This window comes from Hymenobacter caeli (genome assembly GCF_013294115.1).
GTDB lineage: Bacteria > Bacteroidota > Bacteroidia > Cytophagales > Hymenobacteraceae > Hymenobacter > Hymenobacter caeli.
In genome coordinates, this window is sequence record NZ_JABSNP010000005.1 from 231,703 (window position 1) to 254,715 (window position 23,013).

13 protein-coding genes and 1 pseudogene are annotated in these 23,013 nt (G+C 56.9%); 5 read left to right on the plus strand and 9 right to left on the minus strand.

What is annotated here, in order from left to right; all coding sequences use genetic code 11:
- Positions 1-204: 204 nt before the first annotated feature.
- Positions 205-3,081, plus strand: a complete 2,877-nt coding sequence (locus tag HNP98_RS07605) for a T9SS type B sorting domain-containing protein (RefSeq protein WP_173809455.1) — start codon at positions 205-207, stop codon at positions 3,079-3,081.
- Positions 3,082-3,190: 109 nt separating this feature from the next.
- Here the strand turns inward: HNP98_RS07605 and HNP98_RS07610 are convergent, their stop codons facing one another.
- Positions 3,191-3,907, minus strand: coding sequence for a 3-ketoacyl-ACP reductase (locus tag HNP98_RS07610; RefSeq protein ID WP_173809456.1), 717 nt, complete (start codon positions 3,905-3,907; stop codon positions 3,191-3,193).
- Between the two features lie 121 nt (positions 3,908-4,028).
- Between HNP98_RS07610 and HNP98_RS07615 the strand changes: the two genes are divergently transcribed.
- Positions 4,029-4,697 (plus strand): HAD family hydrolase, encoded by a 669-nt coding sequence (locus HNP98_RS07615; RefSeq protein ID WP_173809457.1) that lies wholly within the window; start codon positions 4,029-4,031, stop codon positions 4,695-4,697.
- A 653-nt stretch (positions 4,698-5,350) separates the two neighbouring features.
- Here the strand turns inward: HNP98_RS07615 and HNP98_RS22435 are convergent.
- Positions 5,351-6,072: pseudogene (locus HNP98_RS22435) on the minus strand (IS5 family transposase); the annotation flags it as partial.
- A gap of 618 nt (positions 6,073-6,690) precedes the next feature.
- Between HNP98_RS22435 and HNP98_RS22440 the strand changes: the two are divergent.
- Positions 6,691-6,981, plus strand: a complete 291-nt coding sequence (locus HNP98_RS22440) for a transposase (protein WP_173809459.1) — start codon at positions 6,691-6,693, stop codon at positions 6,979-6,981.
- Positions 6,982-7,035: 54 nt separating this feature from the next.
- A complete protein-coding gene (locus HNP98_RS22445; protein WP_217425693.1) occupies positions 7,036-7,389 on the plus strand; it encodes a hypothetical protein in 354 nt (117 codons plus the stop codon).
- 219 nt (positions 7,390-7,608) lie between these two features.
- Here HNP98_RS22445 and HNP98_RS07640 read toward each other — a convergent pair whose 3' ends face one another.
- The 7 genes from HNP98_RS07640 to gltB all read right to left on the minus strand — a co-directional run bounded on the left by HNP98_RS07640 (position 7,609) and on the right by gltB (position 20,823).
- Entirely contained in the window at positions 7,609-8,586 is a 978-nt protein-coding gene (locus HNP98_RS07640) for a glycosyltransferase family 2 protein (protein WP_173809460.1), read from the minus strand.
- A gap of 340 nt (positions 8,587-8,926) precedes the next feature.
- Positions 8,927-9,997 carry a glycosyltransferase gene (locus tag HNP98_RS07645; protein WP_173809461.1) on the minus strand — a complete coding sequence of 357 codons (1,071 nt, stop codon included), beginning with the start codon at positions 9,995-9,997 and terminating at the stop codon, positions 8,927-8,929.
- Positions 9,998-10,031: 34 nt separating this feature from the next.
- Entirely contained in the window at positions 10,032-10,925 is an 894-nt protein-coding gene (locus HNP98_RS07650; protein ID WP_173809462.1) for a glycosyltransferase family 2 protein, read from the minus strand.
- A gap of 1,104 nt (positions 10,926-12,029) precedes the next feature.
- Positions 12,030-13,076: an exostosin domain-containing protein gene (locus tag HNP98_RS07655; protein WP_173809463.1), complete on the minus strand. Its 1,047-nt coding sequence runs from the start codon at positions 13,074-13,076 to the stop codon at positions 12,030-12,032.
- Between the two features lie 169 nt (positions 13,077-13,245).
- Positions 13,246-14,354, minus strand: a protein-coding gene (locus tag HNP98_RS07660) for an IS3 family transposase (protein WP_217425689.1) whose coding sequence is annotated in 2 segments (ribosomal slippage) — positions 13,246-14,099 and positions 14,099-14,354 — 1,110 coding nt in all. Because the reading frame shifts where the segments join, the coding sequence is not laid out codon by codon here.
- 277 nt (positions 14,355-14,631) lie between these two features.
- Complete coding sequence (locus tag HNP98_RS07665) at positions 14,632-16,101, minus strand: glutamate synthase subunit beta (RefSeq protein ID WP_173809464.1); 1,470 nt, start codon at positions 16,099-16,101, stop codon at positions 14,632-14,634.
- Positions 16,102-16,293: 192 nt separating this feature from the next.
- Complete coding sequence (gene gltB / locus HNP98_RS07670) at positions 16,294-20,823, minus strand: glutamate synthase large subunit (protein ID WP_173809465.1); 4,530 nt, start codon at positions 20,821-20,823, stop codon at positions 16,294-16,296.
- A 289-nt stretch (positions 20,824-21,112) separates the two neighbouring features.
- Between gltB and HNP98_RS07675 the strand changes: the two genes are divergently transcribed.
- Positions 21,113-22,774 (plus strand): MFS transporter, encoded by a 1,662-nt coding sequence (locus HNP98_RS07675; RefSeq protein ID WP_173809466.1) that lies wholly within the window; start codon positions 21,113-21,115, stop codon positions 22,772-22,774.
- Positions 22,775-23,013 lie beyond the last annotated feature (239 nt).

Sequence of the window (23,013 nt, forward strand, 5' to 3'; positions counted from 1 at the left end):
GGGCGCAACGGCAAGCGCCCCAACTTTGTGGCCCGGGGCGCGGCTTGCCCGGGAACACAAGCCGCGGAACCCGTGTTTTTGCGGGGTTGGGGGCGCACTTTTAATTGGTAAGTGCCGCCCGCAACATAAGCAGTCACAAAAGCCGTTAGCTTAGCAGACGGGTTTACTTAAAGGCCCCGCGGGGGCTACTCACGGCAGAAGGCAATGACGGCACTTTTCACGCTTTGGCATAACTGGCGGTCGGCTCCGCTCGGCATTTTACTGGCGCTGGGGCTACTACTGCCGGGCGCGGCGCGGGCCTCGCACATCCGCGCCGGCCAAATTGAGGCGAAAGTGGACACCACGGCCGCCCACAACCCGAACCGGATATTCTTCAAGCTCACCATCTATCAGAACCTGATAGGGACCAGCGCAGACCAGCCGCAGGCCACTTTATACTTTGGCGACGGCACTTCGCAGACGTCGGACCGTATTTCCGGCATTGGTCCCAAGCAGGTTATTCCCATTCCCGGCAATCCGGCAACCGGCATCGATATTTTTTATTTCGACCACACGTACCCCGGGGCCAAAACGTACCCCGTGAGTTTTAACGGCGAGTTGCGCAACGCGGGCATTTTAAACTTCCCGCTTTCCGGCTCCCAATCTTTCTACATCGACGCTGCCGTCACGATTGACCCGGCCTTGGGCGTCAACCACAGTCCGGTGCTGCGCACGCCGCCCATCGACCAAGCCGGCCAAAACCAAGTGTATGTGCACAACCCCGGGGCCTACGACGCCGACGGCGATTCGTTAAGTTTCAGGTTGGTACCCTGCCAGCAAGCCGCTCCGGTGGGTACCGATAATACACCCGTCCCAGGCAATATTCCCGGTTACGTGTACCCCAACCAAACCCCGGGCAACGCGGCGGCCAAGCAAGCCGCTTATAGCGGCGTACCGGCCGGTACGGCGGGGGCCACGCCAGCCATCTTCACGCAAGACCCGCGCACAGGTCAGATTACGTGGAATACCCCACTACAAACGGGCTTGTATAACATTGCCTTTTATGTAGATGAATGGAGACGGGGCGAGTTTGGCAAGAAGCGGATTGGCTTTGTCCGCCGCGACATGCAGATTACCGTGGTGGCGACCACTAACCTGCGGCCGGTGCTCAAGATTCCCCGCGACACGTGCGTGGTGGCGGGCACCACCGTGACCGGGGCCGTGACGGCCACCGACGGTACGGCCCCCGGCGCGGCGGCCCAAACGCCCGTTACGCTGACGGCCTATTCGGGCGTAATTCCGCCGGCCCGCTTCATCCAAACCACCAAGGGGCCGCCCACGGCCAGCGGCACGTTTACCTGGGCTACGGATTGCAGCAACGTGGCCAAGGAGCCGTACTCGGTGGTGTTCAAGGCCCAGGATACGCCGGCCTCGCCCGCCGACGTGCCGCTGGTGGACGAGCAGGTGTGGCGCATCACCGTGGTGGGGCCCCCGCCCCAGAACCTGGTGGCCACGCCCACCGCCAACCAGGTGTCGCTGACCTGGGACCGCTACACCTGCACCAACGCCAGCTTCATCCGCATCTACCGCCGCGAGGGCTGCCTGGCCTACACGCCGGGGCCCTGCGACACGGGCCTGCCCGCTTCGACGGGCTACGTGCTGATTGGTTCGGTGGCGGCCAACTTGTCGGCTTTTAAGGACGACAACAATGGCGCGGGCCTGGCCCGGGGCAAAACCTACAGCTACCGCATCTACGCCGATTTCCCGCTGCCGGGCCTGGGGGCCAGCCTGCCCTCGGCCGAAGCCTGCGTGACCCTGGTCGGGCCGGTGGCCCGCCTCAAGAACGTGGACGTGGACCGCACTGATGTGGCCGGCCAGATTACCGTGCGCTGGTCGCCGGCCAAGCTCGCCATTACGCAGCTGCTGGCCACGCCCTCGGGCTACCGCCTCTCGCGGGCCGTGGGCCTGAACCCGGCCGCCACCGCCTTCGCGCTGGTGCGGGCCGACCGGTTCGCCCTCACCGATTCGGTGTTCGTGGACGCGGGCCTGAACACCACCGCCAACCAGTACACCTACCGGCTCGACTTGGTGTACGCCAACGCGGCGGGCACCGAAGTAGCCGAGTCGCAGGGCACGGCCAGCAGCGTGCGGGCCGCGGCCATCGCCAACGGCCTGACCAAAACGGTGGCCGTGAGCTGGACCTACCAAACGCCCTGGGACAACTCACTCCAGCCGGCCCTGGTATTCCGCAGCGCCACCGGGCCCGCCGGGCCCTTTGCACAGGTGGGGGCCCCGGCCACCGCGGCCACCGGCGGCACCTTCACCGACAGCGACCCCGCCCTGGTGAAGGGCCAGAGCTACTGCTACTACGTGCAAACCAACGGCCGATACCCCGCGCCGCTGCCGCCCTACTTGAGCGGGCTGCTGAACAAAAGCCAAATTACCTGCGCCACGCTGGTGGACCAGCCCTGCGTACCGGTGCTCACGCTGGCCCCGGCCAACTGCGACAGCCTGGCCGCGCTGCCTTTCTTCCCGGCCAACAACCAGCGCTACAGCAATAGCCTGCGCTGGACGGTGGGCAGCCTGCCCGCCGGCTGCAACGCCGCCGCCAGCTACTACCGCATCTTCTACCGGCCCGGTACCGACGGAGCCTTCACGCTGCTCGACTCGACCACCACCCTGGCCTACGTGCACCGCAACCTGCTGGCCCCCAACGGCTGCTACGCCGTGCAGGCCGTGGGTGCGGGCGGCGTGCGCTCGGCCCTGAGCAACGTGGCCTGCCAGACCGAGTGCGTGTTCTTCCTGCTCCCCAACATCTTCACCCCCAATGGCGACGGTGTGAACGACCTGTTCCAGCCCAAAACGGCCAGCCCGCTGCGCAGCGTGCACTTCCAGGCCTTCAACCGCTGGGGCGTGAAGGTTTTCGAGAACACCACCACCGCCAGCATCTTCATCCGCTGGGACGGCGGCGGGGCCCCGGGCGAGGCCGGCACCAGCGGCAAAGTGTCCGAAGGCCTGTATTACTACCTGGCCGAGGTGCAATTCGCCGACGCCGCCAGCACCACCCGCACCTACAAGGGCTGGGTGCAGGTTATCCGGTAAGTCGGCTTCGCGGCGGCCGCCAAAGCAAAGGCCGGGCAGCCCCTCGTGGGTTTGCCCGGCCTTTGCTTTGGCAGCCGGCCAATGGGGGCCGTGCCATACCCGACCCGACTTACGGGTTGGTGCTCCACATCCCGGCTTCCTTGATGAACATGCGGCGGTTTAGCCTGAGTTGGGCCACCATGAACTCGGCCAGGTCTTCGGGCTGCATCACTTTGTCGGGGTTGCCGTCGGTGAGGCCGCTGCCGATGGCCAGCTCCGTGGCCACGGTGCTCGGCGTGAGGGCCGACACGCGAATGTTCTGCTTGCGCACTTCCTGCATCAGCGACTCGGTGAGGCCCAGCAGGGCAAACTTGCTGGCGCTGTAGGCGCTGGTGCCCGCCGCCCCGCGCTGCCCCGCCGTGGAGGCCACGTTGATGATGTCGCCCGTTTGCCGCTCCACCATGTTAGGCAGCACGGCGCGCGTCACGTAGTACACGCCCATCAGGTTCACCTGGATGATGTGCTCCCAGTCGGCCGGCTCCATGTCGAGGAACTTGGCGAAGGTGCCGATGCCGGCGTTGTTGATGAGGATGTCGATGGGCCCCAGGGCCTGCTGAATCTGGGCCACGGCGGCTTCCACGGCGGTGCGGTCGGCCACGTCGGCGGCGGCCACGGCGGTTTTTACGCCCAGGGCTTGCAGCTCCTTGGCTACTTCTTGCAGCTGGCTTTCGGTACGGGCCAGCAGGCCCACGTGCACGCCTTCGTGGGCCAAGGCCACGGCCACAGCGCGGCCAATACCTTTGCCCGCGCCGGTGACCAGCGCGATTTTTCCTTTGATGGATTCCATAGTTTACCTGGTTTAAAAAGGTCTGGTGTAACCGCCGGGGGCGGCCGGGGGTTTGTACGGCCGCTGCTTTCCAACTGCTGGGCCCACCGCGAAAAAGCCGGCCCGCTTCTATTTCGCCCCAATGCCCTATTCCGTCCTGCTGTTCGACTACGACGGCACCCTCTGCGACACCCGCCAAGCCATTTACCACAGCCTGCGGCAGGTGTTCCGCCTCCACCACGCGCCCGTGCCCACCGCGGCCGCGCTCGACGCCATCGTGACCCTGGGCCTGCCCATGCTCGACACCCTGCACGCCCTGCACCCCGCGGGCCCCGCCGCCGACGTAGCCCATTGGGTGGCCGAGTACCGCGCCATCTACGACGCCGAGGGCGAGCCGCTGGCCCAACCCTTCCCCGGAGCCCCCGAAGTGCTGGCCGAGCTGCAGGCCCGGGGCCACGGCCTGGCCGTGGTCAGCAACAAGAGCCTCCACACGCTGCACAAGTCCCTCGCCCGCCTCGACTTGGCCCGCTACGTGTCGCTGGTGGTGGGCGAGGGCAGCCTGCCCGGCAGCAGCCTTCCACTGAAGCCCAGCCCCGCGTTTTTTCTGGAAGCGGTGCAGCCCCACTTCGCCCCCACCCCCGCCGCCCACATGCTCATGGTTGGCGACACGCCCTCCGACCTGCTCTTCGCCCGCAACGCCGGCCTGCCCAGCTGCTGGGCCGCCTATGGCTTCGGCGACGCGGCCACGTGCCGGGCACTGGGGCCCCAGCACGAGATTAGCGACCTGCGCGAGGTGTTGGGGGTGGGGTGATTTGCAAGCTGCTCAAATCGCGCCAGACTGATTTGATCATTCTGAACAGTGAGAGCCCATGCGGAAAATAATAAAGTTGTAGCCGGACGCGAGAATTTTGGGTTCACCACGCCTTGCAAACTTCTCTTTGCGCCCACCTATAACTGTACACGAAGCTATAATTCATGCTTTGCCACCCTGTGAGTAGTCGTGGAGTAGCTGCTATGGCCTACCAGTGGCCCCGGCAAACGGGGCAGCCTCCGGCTTACAACTACCAAACATTTTACGCCGTGCACTATACTTTGTGAGTTGGAATGCAATGTAAATCCCTGCCGCAATATTTGAAGACGGCTTTCGCAGTCTATGACCGGTTTCAGCAGCGGATCAGGGCCAACGTATTTAAAATCTGGACGATTAACTTGGTGCAGCCACAAGTCGCAGGCCGCTAGACTGGGACTACTAGACTTGGGAATAATAGTGCTCCGACGCCTGCCGGACCAAGGTCCCGTTTGGCGGCGAGGCGGTCGTTTCCGACCCACCAACTGGAGTAAGGGAGGCGTCAAGCGCTATAAGTTCACCGAGGCCTAGGACCTACCCATCGTCGCAGGCGCCATCGGCATTAATATCAAAAAAATTAGCTAAACACAGGCTACACTAAGGTGTAAGGACAATCAGCGCAGCCAATCAAGAGCGGCGGCGATGTGCCACAGGGCCAAGAAAGAAACGACGATTTTTTCGTAGCGTGTGGCCAGTCGCCGGTACTGCTTCAAACGGCCAAAAAAGCGTTCGATTTTGTTACGGTCGCGGTGGGTCTCCTCGTCTAATTCAGCTGGTTCCGGCCGGTTGGGGCGATTAGGAATAACAGCCTCGATACGATGCCGGGCACAATAAGCACGGGTTTCGTCACTGTCGTAGGCCGTGTCAGCCAGTACTTTGCCAGGCGTCAAGTCCAGTAGCAAGGGTAGGGCCTGTGGGCTGCCTCCGGCTTGGCCGCCGGTGGCCAGTAGGCGCACGGCATTGCCCAGGGCATCGGTGCAGGCGTGGATTTTGGTGCTTACTCCGCCGCGACTACGACCCAGGCATTCGGTGAAGGGGTCGCTTTTTTTTGGCCCGCCGCGTGTTGGTGGGCGCGCAGGATGGTCGAATCGAGCATGACCCTCTCCAGGTCCGGGGCTTTTAAGGCCTCAAACAATTTTTCCCACACCCCTTTTTGGGCCAGTCGCCGGAAGCGCCGGCACACCGAATTAGACTTGCCGAAGCGGGCCGGCAAATCGGCCCACGGCACGCCGGTGCGCATGAGCCAGACGATAGCATTGAAAAACAAGCGGTTATCTTTTGCTGTGACGCCGCAATCCGTGGCCTTACCGGATAAGAGCGGCGCGACCACGGCCCATCGACGGTCTGTTACTTCATGTCGACGCATCCTCCTACACTAGTTCTAACCGAAGATGATTGCCCTCATGCTCTAGGCTCCTTGTCTGTGCTGCCCTGCCCACCGAATACGATTTTGCACCCGGCTTTATAGTCAACAAGGGCCATGGTACCGTGGCCATCCACCGGCTGCTGGCAGCTACCGGGTGCATCCTGTGCCAGGGCGAGGAAACCGAGCGGTGCCGCAACCCTAACTATCGCGCCCGCCGCTGGGTCGTCGAACGCATCCATGCCCGGTTTCATTTCTTTCGTCGCCTGTTCCCTTACTAAAAAAAAATGGCAGCAAATCACGAATCGTTTTTGCAAATGACTTGCGCCAATACTACCTGGCAACTCTCAGTCCCATTTCTCAGCTAATTATAGCACTTCCCAAAAATTGCTCATTTGAGACGGGCTATCCTATGTCAACGCCATAGTTCCAAATACACTTGCTATCGCTGCACCGCAGTGTTTAGAATCTGTTAAAACTCACAAGTAGCTGTTAGACAAAAAGAAACTAGCCATGCTACCACGTTTTTTTATTCGACCAAAGATGTATAAGACAGACCTGACTGATTCCCAGTGGCAAGTTATTTAAGAAATAGTGCCCGATACGCGCCGCCGCAAGCATTCGCTGCGCCTGATTATCAATGCATTGCTTTACTGGACTAAGAGCGGCTGTCAGTGGCGGCTTTCGCCACGCGATTTTTCGGCCTTCCCCTTTGTTTACTACTATTTACGGCGCTGGCGGGCGCTGGGCCCAACTCAACCAAGCCCTGGTGCGCTGCTACCGCCGGCACGCGGCCCCCTCGCGGCAGCCCAGCCCAAGCGTGGCCGTGCTCGACGCCCAATCTATCAAATACAGCGAGCGGGGCGTCTTGGACAAGGGCTTTGACGGTCACAAAAGATCTAGGGCCGCAAGCGCCAACTCGTCGTCGACATCAGCGGCCTGCTCCGGGCCGCTGATGTCGGGCCGGCCCACGAAAACGACCGGGTTGGCGGCAAGGCGGCCCTGCAAAAGCTGGCCCAGTGGGGTCTTGAGCGGCCTCACCTCGTCCTGGCCGATGCCGGCTACGTCGGCCAACTGGCCCAGTGGACCCGCGAACACTACGGCTGGCGACGGGAAACAGCCCCTGGGCTAACGGACGGCAGCTTTACCCCCGTGCCCGGCCGCCAGGTCGTGGAGCGCTCCATCAGCTGGTTGCAATGGGATCGGCGCTTGAGCCGCGACTACGAATGCGAGACAGCCGCCGAAGCAACCATCTTCCTGTCCAGCATTCGACTCCTTATCCGTAAATTTTAATAAACTCTAAATCAAGCGCTTCAGTGGCTCGTTACGTTGCGAACTAATCGATGCCCATTTGTTTCGCTCGCTGGTGCGCGTGCGACAACCCGTGTAAAAATGAATTCATAACTATGATACGCAACGGCTGTACTAAACCTTGAATTTAAGTTTATGATTCCTCTCGAATTTAAATGAACAGTTTAGTCTCTCTGCCAATCACCAGCTTATCAATTTTACTCACCGACCATTTTTACTCGACCACTTCAGGGAAGGAACAGCACTGCGTTGTTGAAACCCATGGCTTATCCCATCTTTAATACATCCCATGTAATGCCAAGGTAGTTTTAATACACTAAAATGAAGTTTAGACAACAATAAAAAAGACCATAATATTCCTGGGTGAAGCCGTGAACCAATTAAGAAAGAACGCAAGCAAAATGTAATGACTTCTAAAATAGGTCTAAATTTTGCTGTAACGAAAGCTTCATTGAATACACGGCGCGAATTAGCGTAAGTAAAGGAATCATTCCGATTATCAAATGCCATACGGGGTGAAGCATAATGTAGTACATAATTATTGTTATCGTACACCACATCAAAACCGGCTAATCGAACGCGTTGACAAATATCAATTTCCCAACATGTTTCTGCGCCGGCACTTTCTAAGATTGTATCTATTTGCATTTCGACGAAGGCGGTACGTCGAAATGATAAATTACATCCTTTAGCTACATCTATTAGAGCAGGTGATTTATAAAGTCCACAGTGGTGATTGCCAACTAGACCTAAATTCCATTGATATGTTCCTATCAAATGAGATAATGGAGGATGCGATAGGGCTGGATTATCATGTTGCAGATGATCTCGCCCACCATATACTCCTATTGAAGGATTTTTTTCATAAGCTATTTTTATTCTACTAGACCATCCGGAAGGCAACCAAACGTCGTCATCTAACAAGCAGATTACATCTCCTTTTACTTTTGTAAAAGAAAGATTTAGAGAGTGAATTACACTAGGTTTAAGCGCTAAATGAACTTGAATAATTGGCCAATTTGCTTTCCATTCTTTAGCAATACATAAGCCTTCATCGTCACCAGGCCCAACAATTATTAAAACTTCATAAGGCAATTCCGTTTGCTCGAATAATGAATCTAATAAACGAGATAAATCATCAGGTCGTTTATAAGTTGGTATTACAACACTCAAGCGCATAACGAAGATTAATAAAAAGATGGGATTTAATAAAAGCTTTAAGAGGGTACTATCTTAACAAACTATGACTTTTATTAATGCACACTTGGAGTAAACGCCACAATAATTAGTCAACATCATAACTAAACCAGAATTTGGGCTTTACAAGATGTATCTTAATATTCCAAAATACAATGGATACCTATTTGTCTAGCTATCTTTTTTGACAAACTGAAAAGACATTATCGTCTCTCTTGTTAATTAAAGCAATAACTATTTTTATCGGGCTAACCAATTACTAAAACTAGCTGATCCGTAGTTATTAGAAGTTGTAATACTTGATATATATAATATACATTTACTATGATACTATATTTTCTGTTAAATATTGAACGACCTCATGTGATACTTTATCCCAAGAAAGATTATTAGTATACTGCATTGCATTTTTTCCAATTTCATCTGTATTAATTAAATTATTATAGCACTTGGTAATTAAAAATGACAGCTCTAAATAATCGCCTGGATTAAAAAGTAATCCATTTACGCCATCAATTATAATATCTTTTTGCCCGCAACAGTTAGTTGTTAAACAGCATTTGCCATTAGCCATAGCTTGTAAGAGACTTAAAGGCTGGCCTTCATAAAAGCTTGGCAGCACGAATAACGAAGAAGATTGTAAAAAATAATTTTCATTCTCTTGACTAAATCGAGGTATAACGGTAACAACTGATCTTAAATATTCGGGCCAGTCTAATATTACTGTTTTTTCATCTTTACCAGTTCCTATTAGCAAATAAGTAACATTTAAATTATTTTTATATAATATTTCAGCGGCTTTAACGAGTGTTCTAATTCCTTTTCTTTCCGTCCAACTACCATTAAATAAAATTGTAAAAGGGATTTTATTAGTATTTGAATAGATTTTTTGTATATTATTAATTCCATTCTTAAATAGAAAAATATCTTTGTTATTTCGACCATACTTTGAATTCACGTAATCTTTATCTTCACTATTTATCAACAGTAGTTTATCGGCATTATTCAATCCTTTGTCGCAGTTATATAGTCTCCATATGGGATATAATAGCCTTGTTTTAAGAGACATACTGCTTTTATCTGTGGATTCCCAGAATCTTCGTTCTACTCCATGGCTCTCTACAAAACATGGTATGCCCCTATTAGTGAAACATCCAGAAGCCGATTCATGCACAAGAAAGGCATCAGGATTAATATTGAGACTTTTGAAATACCGGTATGCCTTGTAAGGAAATAAAAATTTATGGTATAATTTCCCAACCTGTTTGGGCCCAATATGCAAGAAAACAAATCCAGCTTTTATAAAGGCGTTTTGCCAATGATACTCAACTCGTGCCATACCCCCCTCTAAATTTATATCGACTTCTGAAATATGTACGATCAACTTTTTCATATCAATGAATTTTTGCGCGGATAAATATCAGCACTTATTTTTTGATAAATGAGTTTATAATGGTCAATTTTTTTTGATAAGATGTTGCTGATTCCTTCTTTTTAAAGAGAAGATATACCGAAAAATACAAATGCATGAAGTCAAACACTATTTTAGACGCAAAACCTCTGAATTTATATCTAAATGAATTTAATAAAGTGTTTTTTATAGAACTATGAATGAATATTTTCAAATAATACAAACTGTTTATAGAGTTATATTTTTCTGGGTGTTTTTCCAAAAAATACAATATTGATTTGAATCTTTTCCAAGTAATTGAACGCATATGTTTCTGTATTCTCCAAGGGTGGATAACCAATGCATCTCTAATGAAAACAATACTGATATTCATTTTTTGCAACCGATAATGCAATTCTACATCCTCTACTGCCGGGTTTGGAAAACGTTCATCAAATCCGCACAATGTATTTATGAATAATTTTCTCTCAATCATAAAATTACAAGACCATAAGTATCCTCCTTTATCATTAATGGGTGATTCTTCATTAAATCTCTGTTGAGGTCTATCAGCATTTGTGCGGCCTTCAAAAACAGAAATACCAGGGTTTTTAATAATTGAATCATAATATACTTTTAGTAGAATTTCAACAGGAATACAATCATCATCAATAAACACTAGCCAATCGCCCTTCGCTTGGCTAGCTCCGTTATTCCGATTAGCTGAAGGTCCGACTTTAGGCCCCGCTATCCATCTAGCCCAAGGAAAATGGGAAATAATTAATTCTTCTGCTGTACTATTTATACCATCATCACTAATAATCACCTCATAAAGAGAATGGTGTAAAGTTTGAAACGATGGAGCAAGATGTTCCAGACAAATACTTAATAATTCGTTTCGATTGCAGGTAGGCACAATTACTGATAACATGAATTTCAAATTTAGTGGTTTATTAGACTTAATTATTTTTACGGATTGTGCAGGATTTATGGATAGTGCAGAATCACCACAAGTAATTTAGGTTGAAGCAACAATTTTCGTTAATAGAATGCCCAAGCTAGTAATATAACTATGCGTCAATCTCAATTCCTAGTGACAGATGTGCGTTCATACGCATCTATTACTAGGAATTGAGATTGACGCATAACCAAAAATTTAGAGCATTTATAATTCTTAGGGATACCACCATACTCTCAAAGAAAGCAATTATATAAATATATTGACAAATTATTTGGGATTAGGCAATTTTTTTTTACTCAAGTCTAAATCCAGTATCTATCCCCGCATTATATTCCTAAAGTCTTGATATACTTGTTTATAATTATATAATAGCGTATTTATATTTTTAACCCATAATAAGTTTCATTCTCAAAAATACGTCTTTTCGTTTTACAGCCATTCATTTGAAATATTCTCATCAACAGAGTCAATGTATCTTTATAGCATTGAGGTGATCGGGGCTGACAAAATAGATTTGGAGTTCATCTTACTAAGGTAATGGCAAACCGGACTGGAGTTGTCCATTTCTTTGTTCAGTAAGCCATTGGCTAGTGAAGGTTAAGTTATTTATTTGAATTAGAGTGGGATCACAAGGTTCAGTGCTTAGCACTGAACCTTGTGATTATAGCTAGCAGGCTAAATTGACGGCCGACCAGTGGTAGTGCACATGCATTGGCTACAGTTCAGCGTAGGCGCAAGTAGGCCAGCAACTACTTACAAATGAGACTACTAGCAGAAGACGATTGCAGTCTTTGAAAATTGTCGCTTATCATGTCCACGCGCTTGGGTTCGCGGGTTCGGTGCGTAACCGTTTGATTCCGGCGCGCCCTGCACTGCTAAGCATCACTTATTCCAACGCCTTGAGCGCGGGCTATCTCGATTTATCAAGCCAGCGGTTCCCCTGACACTCGCACTCAGCTTTAAAAGCATGTGTGTATTTATAACGAGTGGTGTGAAGCCACCGGAGTTTTCTCTGTCATATGCGGTAGAATATAAGACTTATTACTATACCGCCTTACACTTATCCACCATACTTTAATCCACCAATAAGTGCGATTTTTGTAATGCCTTCACCAAAGGCCATTGCCGTAATTTGGCTTTAATATGCGACCATTGCTGGCGCATTTGAATTGGGCGCAAACGTTCAAATTCATGAAGCCAACGTGAAAAATAGGGCGAGGTCTTTTGTTCCGCTTTCATGCGCATACATTGATCTGCTATGTAATGAAATATTACTTCCGGCCCGAAGAACAACTCCCATTGTTGACGTGCCCGTTCTCCCATTTGTTTAGCTCGCCCCTCATTCTCTTTTAAAAGAGAAATAATATTGGGAATGTCCTTTTCAGCTAGCCGCAGCGAAAAAGTATCCCAATCAGGGCCATTTGGCGCTACCCAATCATCTGAACAGATTACGGGAACACGCCCCATTCGCATACTCTCAAACAAGCGAATGCTGCTTGCACCAACTCCGCGCGGACACAATACAAACTTGGTTTGTTCCATAATGTCTGCGTATTCATGCCAGAAATTTTCACGTTCCTGCTGAGTCCCCGATGACGATATACGCGTACTATCCTTTGACACATCAATAAAAAGGCCGCGTGGGTCTTCACCGAGAACAGTTGATAAGGATTGGCGAACCGGGTGATTTTGAATTGCTCCTTTAAATGAAAACAAATATGGAGCATCCTCATTCAAGGGGCGGAAATCGATAAACGGATTGGGCATTACCGTAAGGTATGGACCACTACGAGCACGAGATGGATCATACCACCGGCGCTCGATCGAACAATATATACCTGGCAATAATGCAATAGGATGGTCTCCGGGCCAGTACAAGAAGCTTTTTTGCGGATAAAGCTTATACAATGGATGGCGAAGAACATTTTGCATGTACGGATGCGTCGCTGCCTCGTTTATTTCAGCAAAAAGGATCAAGTCCGCTTCAGCTGGGGTGAAGACTAATTGGTGTTGGCCCATCCGGTCTATTCTAGCACCATCCTTCAATACGGTCGCGGGGCCACGTGCCCAATCGTCAAAACGGGGAGCCTCCGCAACTGAGAGTACAAATATTTTTGCCATAAATCAAATAGAAATGCCGCTTTGATTAGAAATGGTTAGTTGTATGTAGAACATAATATTAATACTCTTTTTCGAAATAACTGCGGTAAAGTGGTCAGACTATATGATATACTATAGAACTATTGACCTTGACCTCCTCCCATTTACTGAGCCGGTTGAAAGTAGAGCATCAGGCGTTCTGAAGCTCGACCGTAGTGGCGGCAGCCACTACCTCATCGGGCGTTAAATTCTGTAACGAGCTGTGCGGCCGAAAGCCATTATATTCTTGGCGCCAGTGCTCGATTTTCTCCTGCGCATCAAGCAGCGATAGAAACCAGTGCACGTTCAAGCACGCGTCGCGGAAGCTGCCGTTAAACGATTCAATGCACGGATTATCGGTCGGTTTGCCGGGCCGAGAGAAGTCCAACGTGACATGCCGATCGTAGGCCCAGCGGTCGAGTGCCTTGCTGACAAACTCACTGCCATTATCGACCTGGATGCGCTCAGGCACCACGCCTAACTGCTCGTGTAAGCGTTGCATGACGGCCGCTACGTCTTCGCCTTTAAGCGACTGGCCCACGTGAATGGCCAGGCACTGGCGACTAAAATTATCGACTATGGTTAAGGCGCGGATTTTACGGCCATCGAAGAGGTTAGCGGCGACAAAATCCATGCTCCAGCTCTGGTGCAGCCGACCCAGCGGCAGACGTTCTAGCCGGTGAGCAGCGGCGCGAGTACGTCGGGGACGCTTACTGCGTAAGTTCAAGCCTTCCAGGCAGTAAAGGCGATGCACGCGCTTATGATTATCTGGCCAGCCCTCGCGGCGTAGCAGGATATAGAGGCGCTGACTGCCGTAGCGCACCCGCACTTGCGCTAGTTCGCGCAGGCGCTGCCGCAGGACTGTATCATCTCGACGGCGTACCTGATGAGCGAAGCTGGCGCTTTGTAAGCGCAGGACTCGGCAGGCCCGGCGAGCCGAGACGCGGTAGGCGTCGACGAGGTGTTGAGCCGCGTGCCGACGCTGCACGGGCTTCAGAACTTTTTTTTGAGCACGTCCTGCAACATCTGCTTGTCCCAGCTCAGGTCAGCCACGAGCTGTTTGAGGGGCTGATTTTCTTCCTCCAACTGCTTGAGCCGCCGCAGTTCAGGTACGCCCAAGCCGCCGTATTTTTTCTTCCAGTTGTAGCAGGTAGCCTCGCTTATACCCATCTTCCGGCATGCCTCCGCGACGGTCACGCCCGTGTCCGCTTGGCGCAGGGCAAACACGATTTGCGCCTCGGTAAATTTGGTCTTTTTCATGGCATTGTCTAAGGTTTTAAAGTACGACAAGTGCCCGATTTTCTCTACTTTAGCTTGGCCTAGTTTACTGGGAGGAGGTCAGTAATCGGAGAAGCCGCTTAATTAGCCCAAGCAGAGGATTATCTTTTAATTACCATGCGAGAAAGCCAGGGCTGGGTAGGCAATGGAGAACTTGATGAATTATTAACCGAAAGAAACTTGTCGTCATAAAATAGAAAGGGGCCCCGAAAGCAACTGCTCCCAGGGCCCCTCCCTTTCAAGGAATTTCTACCCAGCCTCACGCAAACATCCCCACCGCGTTCTTGCTCGGCAGCGCCGTTTGCCCCATCAGGAACAGGTCGATTTGGCGGGCGGCTTCGCGGCCTTCGGAGATGGCCCAGACGACCAGCGACTGGCCGCGGCGCATGTCGCCGGCCACGAACACGCCGGGCACGTTGGTTTGGTAGGTGGTTTCGGGGGCTTGCACGAGGCCGTTCTTTTCCACGGTTACGCCCAGCTGGGCCAGCACGCCCTCGTAGGGATTGGCGTGGAAGCCCATGGCCAGCAGCACCAGCTCGCAGGGAATTTCGCGGGTCGAGTTCGGCACTTCTTCCGAGGTGAGGCGGCGGCCCATGGCATCGGTTTCCCAGGTTACATCGCTCACTTGCAGGGCCCTAACGTGGCCGTTTTCGTCGCCCAGAAACGCCTTGGTGCTGATGCCCCAGTGGCGCTGGCAGCCCTCTTCGTGCGAGCTGCTGGTGCGGAACACCGTGGGGTAGTGCGGCCAGGGCGTGTGGGCCGGCCGCTCGTTGGAGGGCTGGTTCATGAGGGCAAACTGGGCCACGGCGGTGGCCTGCTGGCGGTTGGCGGTGCCCACGCAGTCGGAGCCCGTGTCGCCGCTGCCAATCACCACCACGTGCTTGTCCGTGGCCAGGATGTCGGCGTCTTTCACCGGAATATTGCTCACGCGGCGGTTTTGCTGGCCCAGGTAGTCCATGGCGTAGTGGATGCCGGCCAGCTCGCGGCCGGGCAGCGGCAGGTCGCGCGGGGCGATGGCGCCGCCGGCCAGCACCACGGCGTCGAAGGTGCGCTGGAGCTCGGCGGCGGGCAGGTCGCGGCCCACTTCCACGTTGCAGCGGAACGTGATGCCGTCCTTCTCCATCAGCTCGATGCGGCGGTCAATCACCCATTTCTCCAGCTTGAAATCGGGCACGCCGTAGCGCAGCAGGCCCCCGGGCTGCTCGTCGCGCTCGAACACCGTGACGGTGTGGCCGGCCTTGGCCAGCTGCGCGGCCACCGCCAGCCCGGCGGGCCCCGAGCCCACCACGGCCACCGTTTTGCCGGTTTTCAGCACCGGCGCGGTGGGGTGCACGTAACCTTTCTCGAAGGCAATTTCGATGATGTGCTTCTCGATTTCCTCGATGGCCACCGGCGTGCTGTGGATGCTCAGCACGCAGGCCGACTCGCAGGGGGCGGGGCAGATGCGGCCCGTGAACTCGGGGAAGTTATTGGTGGTGGTGAGGATTTGGTAGGCGTCCTCCCAGTCCTGCCGGTACACGGCCTCGTTGAACTCGGGGATGATGTTGCCCAGCGGGCAGCCCGAGTGGCAGAACGGGATGCCGCAGTTCATGCACCGGGCCGCCTGCTGGTGCAGCGCCTCGGGCGGGTACAGGCCAATGAACTCCTGGTAGTTGGTGGTGCGCACCTGCGGGGCCTCCTTGGCGGGCAGCGCGCGCTCGAATTGCTTAAAACCGGTGATGTTGCCCATTGTGTGGTTTTGGAAATCTATTTTTAAATCGTCTTGGGGGAACCTCACCCCCTAGCCCCCTCTCCAAAAGAGAGGGGGGACTAGCTTCTAGTTCTAGACTCTAAAAAACTATGCTAGAGCTAGTTCCCCCTCTCTTTTGGAGAGGGGGCTAGGGGGTGAGGTTCCCCCAAGGGCTCCCCCCCCCCGGGGCCCCTACCCCGCCGCTTGCAGCTGCGCCCGTTGCAGCACCTTCTTGTATTCCGAGGGGAAGACCTTCACGAAGCGGCCGGTTTCTTCGGGCCAGTTGGCGAGGAGGAAGGCGGCTTTGTCGCTGCCGGTCAGCTCGTGGTGGCGGCGGAGCAGGGCCTGGATCTGGTCTTCGTCGTCGGCGGTGAGGCCTTCGAGCTCCACCATTTCCAGGTTGCAGTTTTCGGGGAACGTGCCGTTGGGGTCGTAAATCCAGGCGATGCCGCCGCTCATGCCGGCGGCGAAGTTGCGCCCGGTCTGGCCCAGGATGAGGGCCCGGCCGCCGGTCATGTACTCGCAGCCGTGGTCGCCCACGCCTTCGACCACCGCCGTGGCGCCCGAGTTGCGCACCGCAAACCGCTCGCCGGCCTGCCCGCGGGCAAACAGGGCCCCGGAGGTGGCGCCGTACAGCGCCACGTTGCCGATGATGATGTTATTCTCCGGGACCAGCGTGCTTTCCGGGGCCGGGAAAATGGCCAGCTGGGCCCCCGAGAGGCCCTTGCCCACGTAGTCGTTGGCCTCGCCGGCGAGGCTGAACGCCAGGCCTTTGGCCGCAAACGCGCCGAAGCTCTGGCCCGCCGAGCCCTTGAAGCTGAACTGGATGGTGCCGTCGGGCAGGCCGGCGGCGTGGTAGCGCTTCGTGATTTCGTTGGAGAGCAGCGTGCCCAGCGTGCGGTCGGTGTTGCGCACGTCGAACGCGCCCTTCACGGGCGTCTGATGCTCCAGCGCGGGCTGGGCGTGGGCCAGCAGCTCCCAGTCGAGGATGTCGGCCATGCCGTGGTCCTGGTCTTCGCTCTTATATAAGGTAGCGCCGGTGGGGTTGGGGGCCGGGTAGAGCACCCCGCTTAGGTCCACCTGCTTGGCTTTCCAGTGGCCGATGCCGGCCTTGCGCTTGAGGAACTGCGAGCGGCCCACCATCTCGTTCACGGTGCGAAAGCCCAGCGAGGCCATGATTTCGCGCAGCTCTTCGGCCAGGAAGCGGAAGAGGTTGACGATGTGCTCGGGCTGGCCGGTGAAGAGCTTGCGCAGCTCGGGGTCTTGGGTGGCCACGCCCACGGGGCAGGTGTTGAGGTGGCACTTGCGCATCATCACGCAGCCCCCGGCGATGAGGGCGGCGGTGGCCACGCCCCACTCCTCGGCCCCCAGCAGGGCGGCCACGGCCAGGTCGCGGCCGGTTTTGAGCTGGCCATCGGCTTGCAGCACCACGCGGCTGCGCAGCTGGTTGCGCACCAGCGTCTGGTGGGCTTCGGCCAGGCCCAGCTCCCAGGGCAGGCCCGCGTGGCGGATGCTGCTGAGCGGCGAGGCCCCGGTGCCGCCGTCGTAGCCGGAGATGAGAATTACGTCGGCGTGGGCCTTGGCTACCCCGGCCGCGATGGTGCCCACGCCGGCCTTGCTCACCAGCTTCACGTTGATGCGGGCGGCGCGGTTGGCGTTTTTCAGGTCGAAAATCAGCTGGGCCAGGTCCTCGATGGAGTAGATGTCGTGGTGGGGGGGCGGCGAAATCAGGCCCACGCCGGGGGTGGCGTGGCGCACCTTGGCAATCCACTCATCCACCTTGTGGCCAGGTAGTTGACCGCCCTCGCCGGGCTTGGCCCCCTGGGCCATCTTGATTTGCAGCTCGTCGGCGTTGGTGAGGTAGTGGGCCGTGACGCCGAAGCGGGCGGAGGCAATTTGTTTGATGGCCGAGCGCATGGAGTCGCCGTTTTCCATCACCTCGAAGCGCATGGGGTCTTCGCCGCCCTCGCCGGTGTTGCTCTTGCCGCCGATGCGGTTCATGGCAATGGCGAGGGTGCTGTGGGCCTCGTGCGAGATGGAGCCAAACGACATGGCGCCGGTGGCGAAGCGCTTCAGAATCAGCTCCACCGGCTCCACTTCTTCCAGGGCAATGGCCTCGCGGTGCTGGGCAAAGTCGAGCAGGCCGCGGATGCTGAACGCCTGGCTGGGGTGCTCGTTCAGCAGCTTGGCGTAGCGCTGGTAGGTGGTGTAATTATTCGTCCGCGTAGCCAGTTGCAGCAGGTGCACCGTTTCGGGGTTGAACATGTGCGCCTCGCCGCGCCGCCGCCACTGGTAGAAGCCGCCGTCGCCGAGCACCTCGGCCTCGGGCGGGGTGTTGCTGCGGAAGCCCTGGAAGTGCTTGTAGAGCGTTTCGCGGGCAATTTCGTCCAGGCCCAGGCCCCCAATGCGCGTCACGGCCCCGGTGAAGTAGCGGTCCACCACTTCCTGGTTGATGCCCAGAATCTCGAACACCTGGGCCCCGTGGTACGAGAGCAGGGTCGAAATCCCCATCTTGGAGAAAATCTTCAGCAGGCCGTCGTTCACGGCTTTCACGTAGTTTTTGATCAGCTGGGGCCCCTCTAGGCGGGTTTCGAGGCGGCCATCCAGGTGCGTGGTTTGGATGGTGGCCAGCGCCAGGTACGGGTTGATGGCGGTGGCCCCGAAGGCCAGCAGGCAGGCGAAGTGGTGCACTTCCCACACGTCGCCGGCCTCCACCACGAGGCCCACGGCGCTGCGCCGGCTGAGCCGAATGAGGTGGTGGTGCACCGCTGACACGGCCAGCAGCGACGGGATGGGCGCGTGCTCCGAGTCCAGGGCCCTATCCGACAGAATCAGCACCTCAAACCCGTCGTTCACCGCGTCCTCCGCATAGCGGCACAGCCGGGCCAGGCCGGCCTCCAGCGAACCGGGCAGCCCGTCGGCCTTGAAGTAGGTCTGGAGCGTTTTGGCGTGGAACGAGCCGGTGTCGATGCTGCGCAGCTTTTCGAGCTGATGGTTGGGCAAAATGGGGTGGCGCAGGGCCACGCAGTGCCCGTGCATCTTGTCCTCGTCGAGGATGTTGCCGTTGTTGCCGATGAAGGTGGCCAGGCTCATCACCAGCCGCTCCCGGATGGGGTCGATGGGCGGGTTCGTGACCTGCGCAAAGAACTGCTTGAAGTAGCTGCTCAGGTGCTGGGGCTGGTCGGAGAGCACGGCCAGGGGCACGTCCACGCCCATCGAGCCGATGGCCTCCTTGCCCTCCAGGGCCATCGGCAGGATGACGGTTTCGATGTCCTCGCGGGTGTAGCCGAAGGCCTGGTGGTACTTGAGCACGGCCGCCGCGCCGAGGTCCGAAAACACCTGGCGGGGCTCCTCCAGCTCGTCCAGCCGAATCTGGTAGTTGCGCAGCCAGTCGCCGTAGGGCTGGCGGCTGGCGGCCTGGTGCTTGATTTCGGCGTCGGTGATGATTTCGCCGGCCACGGTGTCCACCACGAACATCTTGCCCGGCTGCAAGCGCCCTTTCTCCAGAATAATTTCCTCCGGGATGGGCAGCACGCCCGCCTCGGACGCCACCAGCACCCGCCCGTCGCTGGTGACGACGTAGCGCAGCGGGCGCAGGCCGTTGCGGTCGAGCATGGCCCCCACGAGGCGGCCGTCGGTGAAGTTGAGGGCCGCGGGGCCGTCCCAGGGGGCCATGAAGGTGGCGTGGAACTCGTAGAACGCCTTTTTCAGCGGGTCCATCTGCTCGTTGCCGTCCCAGGCCTCGGGCACCAGCATCATCAGCACGTGGGGCAGGGTGCGGCCGCAGTGCAGCAGCAGCTCCACAATGTTGTCGAGGCAAGCCGAGTCCGACTGCCCGGCGTCAATCACGGGCAGCAGCATCGCCATTTCCTCGGCCGTGAAGTAGGGCGAGGCGTAGGTTTGCAGGCCGGCGTAGAACCAGTTCAGGTTGCCGCGCAGGGTATTAATCTCGCCGTTGTGGGCCAGGTAGCGGAAGGGCTGCGCCAGCCGCCAGCTCGGAAACGTATTGGTCGAGAAGCGCGAGTGAATCAGGCCGAAGGCCGTCGTCACCCGCTCGTCGGTGAGGTCGGGGTAGTAGCCGCGCACCTGGTAGGTGGTGAGCTGGCCTTTATATACGATGGTCTGGCACGAGAACGAGGCGAAGTACAGGTCGTCGAGGCCCCCGGGCAGCACGTCCTTCACGTTACGCACGATGAGGCGGCGCAGCACGTAGAGCTTGCGCTCGAAGTCCTCCGTAGTGGCCACGTCCACGGGCCGGGCCACGAACACCTGCTCCATCACGGGCTCGCCGCTGAGGGCCGTGACGCCGATGCCGGCCGGGTTCACGGGCACGGGCCGGTAGCCCAGGATGCGCAGGCCCAGCTGCTTAGCCGCCGCGTCGATGAGGCCCCGGGCGGTGGCGCGGGCGGCGGCGTCCTTGGGCAGGTAGGCCTGGCCCACGCCGTAGGCCCCGGGCTCGGGCAATTGAATGTCGAGGGCCAGGCACTCCTCTAATAGGAACCAGTGCGGGATTTGCAGCAGCAGGCCTGCGCCGTCGCCCGAGTCGTGGTCGCAGCCGCAGGCCCCGCGGTGCTCCATGTTTTCCAACATGGTCAGCGCGTCCACCACCATCTGGTGCGACTTGCGCCCCGTGATGGACGTGATGAAGCCCGTGCCGCAGGCGTCGTGCTCAAACTCCGGGCGGTAGAGGCCCGCCGAAGCCGCGTTGTGGTCAACCGTCATTTTATGGTTAGTTATTTGATTTTCAGACACGTACTACCCGCCCAGTAGTTCCCTGGCGGCCGGCCCCGGGAGGACCGCCGAGCGGGGCGGTGGGCCTCCGGGGCCCGGACCGCCAACCCGCTGCGCGTTAAGTTATTACACGAACCTGGTTTCGCCTAATCGGTTTTCTGTAGGTCTACTATTTTCAACGAACGCGGGCAGCCCTGGAAATACCGCTGTTCCGTCTTGTATGCGTCCTATCCGGGTTGGGCAGACAACCGTAAGTATTGCCGCACTGTTATCGTTTGGAATGACCCCAACCCTGCCCCCTGCCCCGGCCGCCAGAGCCACGTTGTGGAGCCCCCTGGCCTACCACGTGTTCCGGGCCGTGTGGATTGCCTCGCTCGCCTCCAACGTGGGCACCTGGATGCAGAACGTGGCCGGCGTGTGGCTCGTGACGACCCTCACCACCTCGGCCCTGCTCGTGGCCCTGATGCAAACCGCCACCAGCCTGCCCGCCTTTTTGCTGAGCATGCCCGGCGGGGCCCTGGCCGACCTGGTGGACCGCCGCAAGCTGCTGCTGGGCACGCAGGGCTTCATGGCGGTGGTAGCCACCATCTTGGGGGCCCTCACGCTGGGCGGGCAGGTGTCGGCCTTCGGGGTGCTGGGCTTCACGTTTCTGCTGGGCATGGGCTCGGCCCTGAACGGCCCGGTGTGGCAAACCGTGACCACCGAGCTGGTGCCGCGCCCGGTGCTGCCCTTCGCCATCACCCTCAACGGGGTGAGCAACAACATTGCCCGGGCCATCGGGCCGGCGCTGGGGGGCATCGTCATCGCCTACTACTCGCCGGGCTGGGTGTTCTTGCTCAACGGGGTGTCGTTCCTGGGCACGTTCGCCGTCATCTACTTCTGGCGGCGCGACGCCGAGGAGAGCAACGGCCCGGCCGAGCACTTCCTGGGGGCGGTGCGAGCGGGCATGCGCTACGTGCACTACGCGCCGGCCCTGCACGCGGTGCTGGTGCGGGTGTTTGCGTTCGGGTTCGGGGCCAGCGCCATGTGGGCGCTGCTCTCGGTGGTGGTGGCCCGCAAGCTGCACCTGAGCGCCGGCCACTACGGCGTCATGCTCTCGTGGCTGGGCGCGGGGGCCGTGGCGGGGGCTTTCCTCATGGGACGGGCGGGCGGGCGCCTCAGCCTCAACCAGCGGGTGCTGCTGGGCGGGCTCGTGTTCGTGGCCACGAACCTGAGCCTGGCCCTCATTGAGTCGACGTATATCCTGGGGCCCGTCATGTTCGTGTCGGGCACGGCCTGGCTCATGGCCATGACCAGCTTCAGCACCACCGTGCAGCTGAACGTACCCAAGTGGGTGCAGGCGCGGGTGGTGAGCATCTACATGCTGGTGTTTCAGGCGGGAATGTCGCTCGGCAGCCTGGCCTGGGGCGAGCTGGCCGACCACGTGGGCCTGCAAATGGCCCTCTACGGTGCCGCCGCTTGGATGCTGGCCAGCGCCCTGCTCGCTTTTCCCTACCCGCTGAACGCGCCCGAGGACCTCGACCTGGACCCCGCCGACCCCTGGCTGGACCCGCCCCTGGCCGACGGCCCCGCCGACCCTGACGATGGCCCCGTGGTGGTGATGATTGAGTACCGCGTGGCCCCCGCCGACTGGCCCGCCTTCCGGGCCGTGGCCGACCGCCTTACCCGCCTGCGCCTGCGCGACGGGGCCCTGCGCTCGGGCGTGTTCGCCGACTTGGCCGACCCCACCCGCATCACCGAGTTTTTTTACGTGGCCACCTGGGGCGAGCACCTGCGCCAGCACCGCCGCTTTACCCGCGACGACCAAGCCATTGAAGAGCAGGTGCGGCGGTTTCACCAGGGCCCCGAGCCGCCGCGGGTGACGCACTTCCTGGCCTTCCCGCTGGCCGCCGCCCCGGTGGAAGTGGCCGCGCCTTACCCCAACGTAGAGTTGCAACACTGACGAGGCAAACGACCACGCCGGACGAATGGCCCAATGAGTATACTAATATATTAAATATTTAATAATAATTTATTTTATTTTCGTTGGTATTATATATATATTAGCTTTTGGTAAGTTAGATAAGTTCGACTGTAGAGCCTAAAATCTTACAGCGCAGCTTACTCAGGGTAATGCAGCAGCCCTAAATCTATGATTATTCGAATTAAGTTCTGGTGGAAATCGGTTGTTTTTATAAAATT